This is a genomic window from Arthrobacter sp. zg-Y750 (assembly GCF_020907365.1).
Classification (GTDB): Bacteria; Actinomycetota; Actinomycetes; order Actinomycetales; family Micrococcaceae; genus Arthrobacter_B.
In genome coordinates this window covers 1-14,028 of sequence record NZ_JAJJOC010000020.1, presented here as the reverse complement: position 1 = coordinate 14,028, position 14,028 = coordinate 1, and the positions used below count along the sequence as shown (strand labels likewise).

At 66.9% G+C, this 14,028-nt stretch carries 10 protein-coding genes; 4 read left to right on the top strand and 6 right to left on the bottom strand.

What is annotated here, in order from left to right; translation table 11 throughout:
- Positions 1–84: 84 nt before the first annotated feature.
- A complete protein-coding gene (locus LOC57_RS13105) occupies positions 85–948 on the bottom strand; it encodes a hypothetical protein (RefSeq protein ID WP_229960248.1) in 864 nt (287 codons plus the stop codon).
- A 97-nt stretch (positions 949–1,045) separates the two neighbouring features.
- Positions 1,046–2,539: an aldehyde dehydrogenase family protein gene (locus LOC57_RS13100; protein ID WP_229960246.1), complete on the bottom strand. Its 1,494-nt coding sequence runs from the start codon at positions 2,537–2,539 to the stop codon at positions 1,046–1,048.
- 213 nt (positions 2,540–2,752) lie between these two features.
- Here LOC57_RS13100 and LOC57_RS13095 point away from each other — a divergent pair, with 213 nt between their 5' ends.
- Both LOC57_RS13095 and LOC57_RS13090 read left to right on the top strand, forming a co-directional pair.
- A complete protein-coding gene (locus LOC57_RS13095; protein ID WP_227913234.1) occupies positions 2,753–3,442 on the top strand; it encodes a hypothetical protein in 690 nt (229 codons plus the stop codon).
- A gap of 78 nt (positions 3,443–3,520) precedes the next feature.
- The gene (locus LOC57_RS13090) at positions 3,521–4,411 is read left to right on the top strand and encodes a DUF2382 domain-containing protein (protein ID WP_227927081.1); all 891 of its coding nucleotides are present in this window, start codon (positions 3,521–3,523) and stop codon (positions 4,409–4,411) included.
- Positions 4,412–4,497: 86 nt separating this feature from the next.
- On the opposite strand, the gene LOC57_RS13085 is transcribed toward LOC57_RS13090, so the two are convergent.
- The 3 genes from LOC57_RS13085 to LOC57_RS13075 form a co-directional block, all read right to left on the bottom strand.
- Positions 4,498–5,382, bottom strand: a complete 885-nt coding sequence (locus LOC57_RS13085; RefSeq protein WP_229960244.1) for an alpha/beta fold hydrolase — start codon at positions 5,380–5,382, stop codon at positions 4,498–4,500.
- Positions 5,383–5,498: 116 nt separating this feature from the next.
- Entirely contained in the window at positions 5,499–9,995 is a 4,497-nt protein-coding gene (locus tag LOC57_RS13080) for an ExeM/NucH family extracellular endonuclease (RefSeq protein WP_229960242.1), read from the bottom strand.
- A gap of 351 nt (positions 9,996–10,346) precedes the next feature.
- Positions 10,347–10,793: a septum formation family protein gene (locus LOC57_RS13075; protein WP_227913241.1), complete on the bottom strand. Its 447-nt coding sequence runs from the start codon at positions 10,791–10,793 to the stop codon at positions 10,347–10,349.
- A 274-nt stretch (positions 10,794–11,067) separates the two neighbouring features.
- On the opposite strand from LOC57_RS13075, the gene galT reads away from it, so the two are divergent.
- The gene (gene galT, locus LOC57_RS13070; protein WP_442860729.1) at positions 11,068–12,180 is read left to right on the top strand and encodes a galactose-1-phosphate uridylyltransferase; all 1,113 of its coding nucleotides are present in this window, start codon (positions 11,068–11,070) and stop codon (positions 12,178–12,180) included.
- On the top strand, positions 12,177–13,403 hold the full coding sequence (gene galK / locus LOC57_RS13065; protein ID WP_229960238.1) for a galactokinase: 1,227 nt from the start codon (positions 12,177–12,179) through the stop codon (positions 13,401–13,403). The genes galT and galK overlap by 4 nt, the downstream gene beginning before the upstream one ends.
- 42 nt (positions 13,404–13,445) lie before the next feature.
- Here galK and LOC57_RS13060 read toward each other — a convergent pair whose 3' ends face one another.
- The gene (locus LOC57_RS13060; RefSeq protein WP_227927072.1) at positions 13,446–13,916 is read right to left on the bottom strand and encodes a MarR family winged helix-turn-helix transcriptional regulator; all 471 of its coding nucleotides are present in this window, start codon (positions 13,914–13,916) and stop codon (positions 13,446–13,448) included.
- Positions 13,917–14,028: the final 112 nt, after the last annotated feature.

Below are 14,028 nucleotides of genomic sequence, written 5' to 3'. Positions count from 1 at the left end.
TGTTTGGGTGGGGCCCCCCCCCCCCCAACGCGGTTTACCGCGGGCCCCCCCCACAATTGGGGGGGGCCCGCCGTCGTTCTGTTCCTAGCCGTTGTAGGTCAGCGAGAGCATCATTTCCTTGAGCTGCCGGTACATGTCGGTCTGCATCCAGGCCCGCGCTGCGGCGTCGTCGGCGAAGGCGCCCGGCTCGATGAGGGCGTTGAATGTCGCTGCGCCATCGCCCATGTAGACGGTGCCGTACTGTGGGCCTGCGTCGTTCCCCTCTGCATCCGGCAGTCCGGTTTCGAGCTGGACGTGGTAGGTGCGCCCGCCACCGTGGACCGGGCGGGATTCAAACTGGAAGTAGACCGGCCGCCGATGCATGTCCTTGTAGGCAGGAATTTCCGTGGCGTCGTAGAGGACATGGCCGGGGCTGGGGGTGGCCGCCCCGTCCGTGCAGATGCCGCTGTAAAACTCAGAAACCGGGTTTCCGGTCGAGTCCAAGATCGTGAAAGCTGCCGGCGAGACGTATGGAGCGCAGCTTGGATGCACCCATAGCGGTTCGGTCGGAACGGCCGACCAGCCGGCGGGCAGGGTGAAGCTGTGCAGGCCGTTGGGTGTGGTGACGACGGTGGGTGCTGCCGGAGCGGGCGCCTCCGTGGGCACCGGGGCCGCTGTCGGCGTCGCCGAAGGCGCCGGCGCAGACGGCGAAGCCGATGATGTCGCTGAAGCGGACGGCGTGGCCGTTGCGCTCTTCGACGGCGAGGCTTCGGAAGCCTTGTCGGTACCGCAGGCGGTCAGCAAAACAACGGATGCAAGAACCACGGAAAACACCCGGGTACGGCGCACAAATGAAGCGGTCAATCCAATCAATTCCCCCAGTAGTTCGGCACGGAGTGTCCGGGCCGGTGAGAGGGACACTAACAGGACAACGGACACGCCGGGCGTGTCGCGGTGAAGCGTAGCCAAGCCGTAATACGACGGCGGCCCGCGCCCAATAAGGTGCGGACCGCCGTCGTCGTTCCACCGGTGGCTAAGGGCTACCGGAGGGCGTGCATTGACCGGATTAGAACGGGTACTCGCGCGGAGCGTGCTGGACGCTGATGGAGTGGTCGGTGGTGAACTCGTCAATGGCCCACTCGCCGTTGAACCGGCCGAGGCCGGAGTTCTTCTCGCCGCCGAAGGCAATGTGCGCCTCGTCCTGGACCGGGAAATCGTTGACGTGGGTCATGCCGGCCTTGATGCGGCGGGCGAAGCTAACACCCGTCTCCAGGTTGGAGGTGAACACGGCGCTGGACAGGCCCAGATCCGTGTCGTTGGCCAGAGCCAGCGCATCCTCGGCGTCCTTGGCGCGCATGATGCCCGCAATGGGACCGAAGATCTCCTCGCGTGCCAGTTCCATGTCCTTGGTGACGTCGGCGAAGACGGTCGGGGACAGCACCTGGCCGTTGATTTCGCCCTCAAGCACCAGGCGTGCGCCCTCGGACTTGGCGGTCTCGATCTTCTTCTTCAGGCCATCCAGCTGCTTGGAGTTGATGATCGGGCCCACCACGTTCTTCGGGTCGGTCGGGTCGCCGGCGTTCAGCGTCTTGACGTGCGCGGTGAACTTCTCCACGAACTCGTCGTAGACGGCGTCCTCAACGATGATCCGGTTCACGGCCATGCAGATCTGTCCCTGGTGCAGGAACTTGCCCATGGCTGCGGCCCGGACGGCCTGATCGACGTCGGCATCGGCGAGGACCACGAACGGGCTGTTGCCGCCGAGCTCCAGCGCCGTGTACTTCAGGGTGGCGCCGGTGGCGGCCAGGGCGCCGATGTTCTTGCCCACCGGGGTGGAACCGGTGAAGGAGATCATGCGCGGGGTGGGGTGCTCCACAAACGCGTCGCCGATTTCGGAGCCGGCGCCGACGACGGCGCTCAGCACGCCGGCGGGCAGGCCCGCCTCTTCGAAGATCTTGGCAATGATCAGTGCACCGGTGACAGGGGTGTCACTGGCCGGCTTCAGCACCACGGCGTTGCCCAGGGCCAGCGCCGGGGCCACGGAGCGCTGGGAAAGGTGCAGCGGGAAGTTCCAGGGGCTGATCACGCCGACGACGCCGAGGGGGCCGCGGTAGACCCGCAGCTCCTTGTTGGGGGTGTTGGAGTCCATGATCTTGCCCGAGACGCGGTGCGGGAAGGTGGACGCCTCACGCGTGATTGCAGCCGCGGAAGCAACTTCAATGTTGGCCTTAATCATGGTGCTGCCGGACTCGGCGTTGAGCCAGGCAACGATTTCATCGCGGCGCTCGTCGAAGATTTCCGCAGCGCGGGCAATCACGGCGCGGCGCTCATTGGGGGTCCGGGCCGCCCAGTCCTTCTGTGCTTCCTCGGCGGCGGCGTACGCGTCGTCGAGGTCCTCGCGGGAGGCCTGCTGCATGGTCAGCAGCTGGGATCCGTCGAAGGGGTTGGTGTCGGTGAGTACCTTTTCAGAGCGTCCGTCCCGCCACTGGCCGCCAATGAACTGCTTGGCGGGAATCCAATCGGTGAGGGCCAGGGAGGTTGCTTCGAGCTGCGTTGTCATGATTTCTCCTTGATTAATCTTGACGTGTGTTGGTGATGGTAACGCCGGTATATGCCCGTTCCATTCCCGAACCCGGGGGCTCCGCCAGGTCAAGGCAAAAATTTAGTAAGCAGTCTGTCTTTTCCGGCTGCAGACGCCTACCGTAGCCATACCGGGGGTACTTCTGTAGATATTTCTGTCACTGAGGAAGTTCCAGCGGGAAGGACACAGCTCATGAGCACAGGTGCCAGCGCGGCGGGAGACCGCGCACGGGGATCCGGGACCGGACCGGACCGGCCTCAAGCAGGGCAGCGGCCGCGGGCAGGGGCGAACCCAGCGCCGGACGGACTCCGGACCGGCGCGGACGGCGAAGCGGACACCAGCAGACAGGGTGTGGTTGAGCGGGAAAAGGCCAGTTTCGGCGGTGTGAAGATCGGCTCGGCCTTTTTCGGCTGGCTTACCGCCATCGGCACCACGGTGTTGCTCAGCGCGCTGGCAACAGCATTCGGCGCGGTGCTTGTGGCCAACAACAACGACGCCGCATCCGCTGACTCCACCACGGTGAGCGTGGCCGGGACCATTACCTTGCTGGTGATTCTCTTCATCGCCTACTACTGCGGCGGCTATGTGGCAGGCCGGATGGCCCGGTTCAACGGCATCAAACAGGGAATTGCGGTGTGGGTGTGGGCCGTCGTCATCGCCATCGTCGCGGCGATTATTGCCGCCATTGCCGGCAACGAGTTCAACATCCTCGTCCAGCTCAACGGCTTCCCACAGATCCCGGAGATCGGCGGCAACGCCACGGCATCGGTGATTATCGCCGCGATCATTGCCGCGGCAGTGGCACTGCTCGGGGCCATCCTGGGCGGCCTGGGCGGCATGCGCTTCCACCGCCGCGTGGATAAGGCGGGGCTCGGCGACTAACGCAACAGACTAAGTCTCGAGGGGGCCGGGGAATACACAACAGCACCAGCGCTTTCCGCGCAGAAACCGGAGACAACTGTGATCACCACCGAACAGATCGACATCATCCTGAACAAGGGCACCGTTGAAGGGCCCAACGGAGAAAAGATCGGCTCCGCCAGCGAGGTCTACCTGGATGACGAAACCGGGCAGCCGGCCTGGGTCACCACCAAGACCGGGCTTTTCGGTTCGTCCGAAACCTTTGTCCCGCTGGCTGAAGCCACCCTCGAGGGATCCGTGGTTCACGTGCCCTATTCCAAGAGCATGATCAAAGATGCTCCCCGGGTGGATGAGGACGGACACATCAGCGAGCAGGAACAGGACGAGCTTTACAGCTACTACTCCATCGGTACGTCTTCCGGCGGAACCGGCAGATCGGGAACGGACACTTCGAGGACCGCCGGAACGTCGGGGACCACGTCAGGTACAACGTCAGGGACCACCACGACGTCGGGCACCAGCGGCAACTTTGCGGATTCCAACCACGGTCAGCATGCCCCCAAGGTGGGCCACGATACCTCCGGTCCCACAACCGATGACGCGATGACCCGGTCCGAGGAGCAGCTGCACGTGGGCAAGCAGAGCCGGGAATCCGGCCGGGCCCGCCTGCGCAAGTACGTCACCACCGAAAACGTCACCAAGACGGTCCCGGTGAGCCACGAGGAAGCCAGGATCCAGCGCGAGCCCATCACCGATGCCAACCGTGATGCTGCGATGGACGGACCGGCTATCAGCGAAGAGGAGCACGAGGTGACGCTGCACGCCGAAGAGCCGGTTGTGGATAAGAAGACCGTCCCGGTGGAGCGTGTCCGGCTGGATACCGAAACCGTCACCGATGAGGCAACGGTGAGCGAAGACGTGAGCAAGGAAGAAATAGAGATGGAGGGCGAAGGCGGTTCCTCCGGCAAGGACCGGCGCCGCCGTTCCTGACACCGGCGGGTGCCAACCCGAAAGCGGCAGCCGCGCCGGCTGCCGCTTTCGGTGTTTTTGGGGCTCCGATCAGCCCGGGGCTCCGATCAGCCGCCGGTTCCGGGATGGCGGGCGAGCCAGCGATCCAGCAGATCGGCAAATTCGCTGCTGTTCTGCTCGGGCCACCAATGGCCGGCGTCTACCTCCACCGTCTCCACCCCGGGGAAGCGTTCCTGCAGCCCGGAAACCAGCTTCGGCGAGAGGAACGGGTCCTTCAATGGGACCACCACCTGAACCGGGCCGGTATAGCGTCCCTCCGGCGGACGGGCGGCGGTAAACATGTTGGCCCGGTATAACTGCAGTCCGCGGGCGGCGTTGTCACCGATGCGCCGGCCCGCGGATTTTTCATACCGCGGCGTCAGGACGTACTTCCACGCGGCCTCGGGCAGGACCGGCAGTTGGAAAGCCGCCACATAGCTGCTGCGCAGCGCCTGGTTCAGCGCCTCGGGCCATAGCCGGGAACGCAGCCGAACTTTCAGCCAGTGCCGGAAATGGGCCAGATCAGGCCCGGAGATGCTGGTGTAACTGAGGATCCGGTCCGCGGCACGGGGATCGGAGATGGCAGCCCAGCCCTGGATGGACCCCCAGTCATGCCCGACCAGGTGAACCGGCCCGGTTCCGGTTGCGGCCAGGACGGCATACAAATCGTCCACCAATGCCGGCAGGCGGTAGGGGGAGAGCCCGGCGGCGGTGCCGTTGTCCACCCGGGAGGCGCCGGCGTTGCGGGTGTCGTAGGCGATGACGTGCCGTCCGGCGGCCAGCCGCCGCACCGCGGCCTGGAAAACCCGGTGGTCGTCGGGGTATCCGTGTACCAGCAGCAGGCTGGGAGACCCGGGCGACGGCGGCGGACCGTACTCGTAGACTGCCAGCTCAGCGCCGCCGCTGCGGACTGCCCGGTGCCGTTCCGGCAGGCCGTCCTGGCTCTGGTCCATGCGCTTTCTCCTGTCCCGGCCGTCGTCGGCGGCCTGCACGATCTTAACGGCGGAAGCGCCGCCCCGGGTAGGGGACGGCGCTTCCGCTTTACCGTTGCCGGTTCAGGCCCGCGTGGTTACCGCCGGCCGGCCAGGCACAGGATGTACTGCGCCAGTTCGTAGGCGTACCGGGCCCAGCCGCGCACGTCCCACCACTGTTTGGGCGCCACTGGTGCCTTGCAGACCGGGGCGGGGGCAGCGGCTTTCTCCACGGTGACCGGGAGGGTCACCGTGGTGCCGGACTCAGCTGCCGTGAGGACGAGCCGGCCGGCACCGGACGCCGACGCCGGGATGGTCACCGTTATGGCGGCGGATCCTGCGGAGACCGGAACGGTGCCCAGGGCGGTGGCCGTGCCGGCCGCGTTGACAAAGCTGACCGCCAGCGAGGTGTTGGCGGGGCTGCCCAGTGAGGTCAGGTTCAGCTGCGACACCGTAAAGCTCACGGCCGAACCGGCCTTGGCCGTAGCCGGTGCGCCCTTGACCGCTACGCCCTGCCGGGCGAAGTCGGGAGAGAGCGGGCTGTTGGCCGAGATATAGCTGATCCAGGCGTCACGGTCCACCAGGCCGGTATCCCGGGTGTTGGTGCCTTCCCGGAAGACCGTGAAGTTGTCACCGCCCTGCGCCAGGAAACTGAAGGTCCCCACCCGGTAGTCGCGGGCCGGATCCATGGCGGCGCCGTTAATGGTGACGCTCTGGATCCGGGAACCGCGCGGCTGGTCCGCATCGAAGGTGTACGTGATGTTGTCGGAGAGTCCCAGGGCCAGGAAAGCCCGCGAGCTGCCCTCGGGCTGCCACTGCTGTTCAAGCATCGTTTTCAGCTGGGCACCGGTGAGAGTGGTGGTCCAGAGGTTGTTGACGAACGGCAGGACGGCATTGGCCTCGGCATAGGTGATTACTCCGTCGGGCCCGTAGTAGAGCTCGGCGCGCAGTCCGCCCGGGTTGGTGACGCCGATTTCGGCGCCGCCTCGTTCGGGTGCGGAGAGCGTGGACAGCAGCGAGTCTGCCACCAGCCCGCCGAGGGTCGACTCGGAACTGCGGTCGTCGCGGGCAGTGCCCACGAAGGCGGTGGTGATGTCCGCGGTGACGGATCCAACGGGCTGGTTGCCCACCTCGGCCGAGTACGCCAGGGCTGCGTCGACAATCCGCTTCACCTCGGCGACAGCCGGATAGGCGGCGACCAGGTCCGCCGGGGCCGTTTTGGTGCGGGCCACGTTGGCTGCCGAGTAGGACATGACCTCATCAGTGCCGGCGTTGTATTCGAGCTTGATCTGGCCGATGAACTCGCCGTAGGAGCCGGTCTGCACCACCGGACGGGTCTTGCCGTCCGCGCCGGGGACGGGGGCGTCCCAGGCGTACTGCTTATGGGTGTGGCCGGTGTAAATGGCATCCACCAGCGGCGTGGTTTCGTTGACAATTTCAGCGAATGCGCCGCCTTCCCCGAGTTCCTGCTCCAGGGTGGCGCCGTCGGGGGTGCCGCTGCCGGCGCCCTCGTGGTACTCGGCCACGATCACATCGGCCAGGTCCTGCTCCACCAGCTGCGCGGCCACACGGTTCACGGCCTCAACCGGATCACCGAAGTCCAGGTTGCTGATGCCGCCGGGGCTGACCAAGCTGGCGGTTTCCTGGGTGATGGCGCCGATCACGGCCACCTTCACGCCGTTGACGTCAAGGATCTCGTACTCCTGCAACGCGGGAGTGGTAGTGCCCTTGGTGTAGACGTTGGCGCCCAGATAAGGGAACTGGGCGGCCGGGGCCACGCGCCCGGTCAGGTCCGCGAAGCCGCCGTCGAACTCGTGGTTGCCCACTGCCGATGCCCGCAGCCCGAGGGCGTTGAGGACGTCAATGGTCGGCTGGTCCTGCTGCACCGAGGAGGCGAACAGGGACGCACCGATGTTGTCTCCCGCGGAGAGGAACAGTGAACTGCCGGCAGGCGCACCAGCCTTCAGTTCCTCCACGGTTCCGGCAAACGGCACCGTGTTGGCGTCGATCCGGCCGTGGAAATCGTTGATGTTCAACAGGTTCAGCGTGGCGGTGCCGGTACCTTCGGGAGTGAGGTCCATGCCCACGAGAATCGGGTCATGATCCGAGGACCGGTAAGGATCCGGTGCGTAGAAGTTGGTGGCGTTGTAGTTGTAGCGGCTGTATTCCAGCGCCACGGATTCCACCGAGTTGATGTTCCAGATGTCGGTGCCGGTGACGGCGTCGCTGGCCGCCGGGGAAGCTAGGACGTGGTCCAGGCTGCCGACCGTGCCGCCGAACGCGTAGGAATGCTTGCCGGTGGCGGCACCAAGATCAACGTAGCCGGCGTCGGCCAGCACCTTGATGGGGTCTTCCGCGTGGTAGGCGTTGAAGTCGCCCAGCAGGAAGACCTTGTCAGTGCCGGCGGCCTCGGATGCAGTTGCGGCAAAGGCCACCAGGGCCTGCGCCTGGCGGACGCGGTCCGCGTTCCAGCCGCCCTGCCCGGTGTCGGCATTCTCGCCCGAGGACGGTGCGGAGCCCTTGGACTTGAAGTGGTTGGAAACAGCCAGGATTTCGGTGCCCTCTTCGCCGCCGGCGGGCCGGAAGGCCTGGGCCAGCGGTTCACGGGCGTTGGAGAAGACGGTTTCGTCATCGAGGATGGTGGATTCGCCCACGGGCTCGGCCGTTGCGGTGCGGAAGATAAACGCGGTGCGGATGACATCTTCGTCGGCCGGCAGATCGGCAGGGGAGCGGACGTAGTCCCACGTTCCCGGCGCCTGCGCATTGAGGGCAGCGACGAGGCGGGAAAGTGCCTCGTCGCGGTCCTTGCCGAAGGTGGCGGAGTTCTCCACCTCCATCAGCGAAACCACATCGGCGCCCAGGGCGTTGATGGCGGCAACGATCTTGGCCTGCTGGCGTTCCAGGTTGGCCGCATCGGCGGCACCGCGGACGTCGCAGCCTCCTTGGACGGTGACGGGTGCGCCGGCGCGGTCCTTGTAGAAGGAGCAGCCGGGCACCGTGTCACCGGTGGTGGTGAAGTAGTTCAGCACGTTGAAGGAGGCGAGCTTCAGGTTGCCGCCCACGCTCTGGGGTGCCGGTGTGCGGGTGTTCTCGAACGACGCCGGCTGGACCGTGGCCGCATTGGCGGGGGTCAGCTCCGTAAGCGGCTGGAACTTCCAGCCGCTGTTGCGGTAGTCCAGGATCACGCCGGTGCTGAAGGTGGCTGCAGCGCCCACCCGGACCGGGTTCTCCGGGGTCAGGTACGGGAGCGGCTTGCCCTGGTTGGCGGCGTTGAGGAAGTTGGTGCTGGCGCCGTCGTCGAGCTTGACGGCACGGGCAGTGTTATCCGCGACGACGGCGGCGTGCTCGGGAGTGCCGACGGCGGCCACTGCGGTGGGCTGGACCAGCGGGGTGTCGCCGGCGGCCAGGCCGATCTCGGCGTACTGGTTCAGGGAGAAATTGTCCGTGACGGTGAAGTTGCCCTGGGGTGCCAGCAGCATGCCTTCGAGGGTTTCGCGCTGTGCTTCGGCGGCGGGCCAGGCCACTGCCGCAGGCTTGACCTCGGGTGCCGCTTCGCTGAGCTTGGTCAGGGCGCCTGCAGCGACGGTGAGCTGGGTCAGCCCGTTGTACTCGCCAACGGTGCCGGTGACCTCCACGTACTCTCCGGCGGCAACCTGTCCGGCCGTGGCCGCCGAGAAGACGAAAATGCCGTCTGAGGCGGTGTGTGCAGCGAGATCAAGGTCTCCGCCGGTCCCGGGCGTCTGGATGTAGTACCCGTTGAAGCCGCCGGTGGGATAAACGCCGGTGACCTTGCCGCGGGTCGTCACGGTTTGGCCGATCAGCGGACTGGCCTCCCCGGTGCCTTGAATCGCGGCGATCGGCACGGTCCCGGCTCCGGGAGTGCCCGGCGTCGTGGGCGTGGGCGTGGGTGTAGGCGTGGGGGTCGGCTCGGTGGGGACGGAACCGGCGGTGGAGGTGGGTGTGACCGAGGTGTTCAGCGTGAAGTCAGCGGCATTGTTGTTTGAATCCGCAAAACCGGTGCGGTTCAGCGACTTCGGGTCTGAGTTGCCTGCCGGTGCCGCGGCGGCGGCCGTTTCGAACGTGTTGGAGGTGCCGTATCCGAGCAGGTCCACCACCCCGGGCGCCCCGGTGATCGAGCCGGTGGGGAGCGGATCCACGCGGGTGCCCTGGTTCGAGAGGATCAGGGTGCCGCCTCCGCCGCCGAAACTGGCGCCGATGGTGGCGTCGGCAGTGGGCAGGGGTGCTCCGGTGGTGCCGTTGCTCGCGCCGGAGACCAGATAGTAGCCGCCCGGTGCGATGGTGCCCGAAAGGGTGCCGATGCCGGTGGGGGCGGTTGTGGTGCCGGCTGCGCGGTACTGCAGGGACCAGCCGTCCAGGCTGACGGGTTCACTGCCGGGGTTGTAGAGCTCCACGAACTTGGTGTTGAAGGGGGCGTTGGCGCTGCCGCCGGACAGGTACGCCTCGTTAATAATGATGCCGGGAGCGGCGGGGTCGCCGCCCTCCTCGGCGTAGGCCGGGAACGCGGTCAGCGGCGCGGCGAGCAGGCCGGCTGAGAGGGTTGTTCCCAGCACAGCCTTCCGGATTGAAGGTCTCATGCCTCATACTCCTTGGTCGGCCGTGGCGGCCGACGGGTTATGGCCGCGCCCAGGGGCGGCGGCAGGGGGTGCGCAAGTGATGGCGAACAGTGGTGATCAGGTAACGGGTGCGGTTGTACGGAGATGACGTTAAACGGTGCAGGTTACGTACAGATGACCGGAGGGTGACGTGCTGCGCTGCACGCCACCCAAGTTCTGCCAAACCCCCCGGAACAGCAGAAAAGTGATCGCCAGCACAGTGTACGGGGTGGCACCCCCACTACTTGCCAACCGGTCCCGGACGTAACAAAAGGGCACTGCCGGCCCCAGAGGCCGGCAGTGCCCTTTCAGCTAACGCGAAAGGTGGTTGCCCTAGCGGCTCGAACCCTTGTAGGACTCGGAGACCTCGGGGCCGTTGGCGGCACCGAGGGTGCAGGTGATGTCCCGGTCATCGTTCTTCCAGGAATCCTCGGTGGGAACAATGTAGGAGGCTTCCAGCTCCGACAGGTCGAAAGACGTGCCTACGTAGCCCTGGAACTCTTCGGCGCAAAGTTCCTGCGCCTTCGCCTCCAGCTCGGATACGCCTGGGTAGTCACCCTCAGCCTGTTCCTCGACAGCGAAAACTTCCTGCTTGTGTGCCTCTTCGCACTCGACCACGTCAACGTCGAAGATTTCCCGGGTTTCGGAGTCCGGTTCCGGAGCGGAGAAGCAGTCTCCAACTTCCAGGCTGCCCGGGGCCGTGCCGCCGGAGCAGCCAGCCAACAGTCCGGCAAAAATAATCGGAAGTGCCAGACGGCGAAGCCGCGCTGTGGTGCTCATATGTATCTCCTGTGGAACTAATGGTGTGGCGGCGCACCCCCATGGCGGCCAGGAACCACGGGCCTATCCTACGGGGCCTGCCGGCATGCTGTGTCCACCACCACACCGCTGGGCCGGCCGGTCATTGGTGGCGGCGAGGCCGCCTACGGCGATACATGTCCCGGAAATCATGTCCCTCCCGGCGGGACTGGGTACGGTGAAGTCATCAGGATCCACCACATCCGGTTTGGGAGGCCAGCAAGTGTCCAGCACGTCCGGCGCAGCGCAGGGAACTGTGCCGCCGCCCATCGTCCACCGGCGGCACCGGCTCGCCGACGGCCGCGAATCGCTGTTCTTCACGGACCGCGGCGGCCGGCCGGTGGACTCTGTCTATGACGCCCGCCCGCTGGATCCCCGGTCCGGCAACGGAGAAGTGCGCTTTGACCGGTTGACCGGTGAATGGGTGGCGGTTGCCGCCCACCGGTCAACCCGCACCTACCTGCCTCCCGCGGACCAGTGCCCGTTGTGCCCCACCACCGCGCACCGGCTGTCGGAAATCCCTGCCGGAGACTTCGACGTCGTCGTGTTTGAAAACCGGTTCCCCTCCCTGGGCCCGGCCCTGGGCACCCTGCCGGAGCCGGGAGAAGCGGGCGGCCGGGAACTATGGGGCCGCCCCGAGCCCGCGTTTGGCCGCTGCGAGGTAGTGGTCTTCACCCCCGAGCACACCGGGTCCTTCGCCTCGCTGCCCTATAACCGGGCCCGGACGGTGGTGGAAGCCTGGGCGCAGCGCACGGAGGAACTGTCCGCGCTGGAGGGCATCGCACACGTATTTCCGTTCGAAAACCGCGGCCAGGACATCGGCGTCACGCTGCACCACCCGCACGGGCAGATCTACGCCTACCCCTACGCCGCGCCGCACGCCGCCCGTCTGGCCGAACGCTCCCGCCTGCACCTCGCTGAGCATGGCCGGCCCCTGATGGGAGAACTGCTCCGCGCCGAGACGGAGGCCGGGGACCGGATGGTCCTGTCCGGCGAGCATTTCTCCGCCTACGTCCCCTACGCGGCCCGCTGGCCCCTGGAAGTACACCTGGTGCCGCACCGGCAGGTTCCGGACCTGGCCGCGCTGACCGGGGCGGAACGTGACGAGCTCGCCGCCGTCTACCTGGACCTGCTCCGGCGGGTGGACGGGTTGTACGAAACTCCCACCCCGTACATTTCCGCCTGGCACCAGACTCCGGTCACCAATGCGGACCGCGAGGCGGGCTGGCTGCACCTGCAGCTGACCAGTCCCCGCCGGGCCGAGGACAAGCTGAAGTTCCTCGCCGGCTCGGAGGCTGCCATGGGTGCTTTCATCAACGACACCACGGCGGAGCAGACCGCCGCCAGGCTCCGGGAGGTCCGGGTATGAGCGCCGCAACCAGCGCCACTGAATTGGAGGAACGGGCCGGTGCGTTGGCCCGCCGCTTCGCCGGGGTCTTCGGCGCGGAGCCCGACGGCGTGTGGTGCGCCCCGGGGCGGGTGAACCTGATCGGTGAGCATACCGACTACAACAACGGCTTCGTCCTGCCCTTTGCCATTGACCGCAGCGCCTTGGTGGCTGTGCGCCTGCGCCGTCCGGGACAGGACCCGGAAGCGGACACCGACGTCGTCCGCCTCGCCTCCACCTATGCGCAGACCGGCCTGTCCCGGGCGGAGTTCTCCACCGGTGGGCTGGAACCGGGCCTGGCAGCCGGCTGGGCCGCTTATCCTGCCGGTGTGGTGTACGCCTTGGCGCAGCATGCCGGTGCGTCCGTACCGGGATTCGACCTGTTCCTGGATTCCACCGTTCCGGTGGGTGCCGGCCTGTCCTCATCGCATGCCGTGGAAGTGGCCGTAATCGTGGCGCTGAATGACCTGCTCGGCCTGGGGCTGGACCGTCCCGGGATGGCCCGCCTGACTCAGTACGCGGAGAACGAGTTTGTGGGTGCACCCACAGGCATCATGGATCAGTCTGCGTCCCTGATGGGCGCCGAAGGCGGCGCCCTGTTCCTGGACTGCCGGAGCCTGGACTCTGAAATTGTGCCGCTGCCGCTAGCGGAGTACGGCCTCTCAGTGCTTGTGATGGACACCCGGGTGGAGCACAGCCACTCCGACGGCGGCTACAGTGCGCGCCGGCAGTCCTGCGAGCGGGGCGCGGCAGCGCTGGGCGCGGAGTCGCTGCGCGAAGTGCCTGCCGACGCGGACCTGTCCGGCTTGGACCATGAGACGCAGCGGCGGGTGCGGCACATCCTGAGTGAGAACCAGCGGGTGCTGCAGGTGGCGCAGAAGCTGCGCGACGGCGCGGTGGACTCCATCGGTGAACTGCTGACCGCCTCGCACATCTCCCTGCGGGATGACTTCGAGGTCTCCTGCCCGGAACTGGACCTGGCCGTGGACGCCGCCCTCGCTGCCGGCGCGATGGGTGCCCGGATGACCGGAGGCGGGTTCGGCGGTTCGGCCATTGCCCTGGTCCGGCACGACGACGAGGACGCAGTCCGTGCCGGGGTGCTGTCAGCCTTCGCGGACAGGGGATTCCGGGAGCCGGCCCTGTTTACGGTCCTGCCGGCCGACGGCGCCGGACACGTTCAGCTCACGGCGCCCGGACGGCAATGACGGCCCTGCCGCTGCGGCCCCGGCGCTGCAGCGGCACGGTAGTCATCCCGTGGCGTGCGCCCTGCGGGTTACCTCGGCGGAGATCGCCCGCAAGCCCTGCTCAAGCGCCTGCAGGTCAGCAAGCGGCAGCCGGTCCAGGATGTCGGAATTCAGTTCCGGACGTCCTGCGACCAGGCGGCGCACCACGGTCCGGCCCAACGGGGTGGCCTTCACCCTGCGCACCCGGGCGTCCACGGGATCTTCCGAGCGGACAGCTACGCCCTGAGCCACAAGCCGGTCCACCAGTCCGGACATGGAGGCCATGGAAACGCCGAAGGATTGAGCCAAACCACTGCCCGTCGCACCCTCCTCGATGGTGACCAGCACCGTGAGGACCTTGAGCTGCCGAACAGTCAGGTCCGTGGCGAGCAGCGGATCGAGGAACGAGGACAGGGCCGAGGACTGGAGTGAATCGGTGATGTCTTCCAGGGCGCGCAGGATCCGCGTCCGTTCCTGCTGCTCCACCCCGGTCATGGGATCACCGTAGTGCCCCGGGAGGTGCCGGCAAAAGGAAAAGCGGGGCCCGGGCCGGGGGCGGGGTTGGGGGGGGGCGCGGGGGGGGACGGGGTTGGAAACAATGGGGGGG

What these genes read in the sequence shown, in the direction of transcription:
- LOC57_RS13095 (WP_227913234.1), top strand. Translation starts at nt 2,753, where the DNA reads ATGAGCACAGGTGCCAGCGCGGCGGGAGACCGCGCACGGGGATCCGGG.
- LOC57_RS13100 (WP_229960246.1), bottom strand. Translation starts at nt 2,539, where the DNA reads ATGACAACGCAGCTCGAAGCAACCTCCCTGGCCCTCACCGATTGGATT.
- LOC57_RS13085 (WP_229960244.1), bottom strand. Translation starts at nt 5,382, where the DNA reads ATGGACCAGAGCCAGGACGGCCTGCCGGAACGGCACCGGGCAGTCCGC.
- galK (WP_229960238.1), top strand. Translation starts at nt 12,177, where the DNA reads ATGAGCGCCGCAACCAGCGCCACTGAATTGGAGGAACGGGCCGGTGCG.
- LOC57_RS13080 (WP_229960242.1), bottom strand. Translation starts at nt 9,995, where the DNA reads ATGAGACCTTCAATCCGGAAGGCTGTGCTGGGAACAACCCTCTCAGCC.
- LOC57_RS13075 (WP_227913241.1), bottom strand. Translation starts at nt 10,793, where the DNA reads ATGAGCACCACAGCGCGGCTTCGCCGTCTGGCACTTCCGATTATTTTT.
- LOC57_RS13060 (WP_227927072.1), bottom strand. Translation starts at nt 13,916, where the DNA reads ATGACCGGGGTGGAGCAGCAGGAACGGACGCGGATCCTGCGCGCCCTG.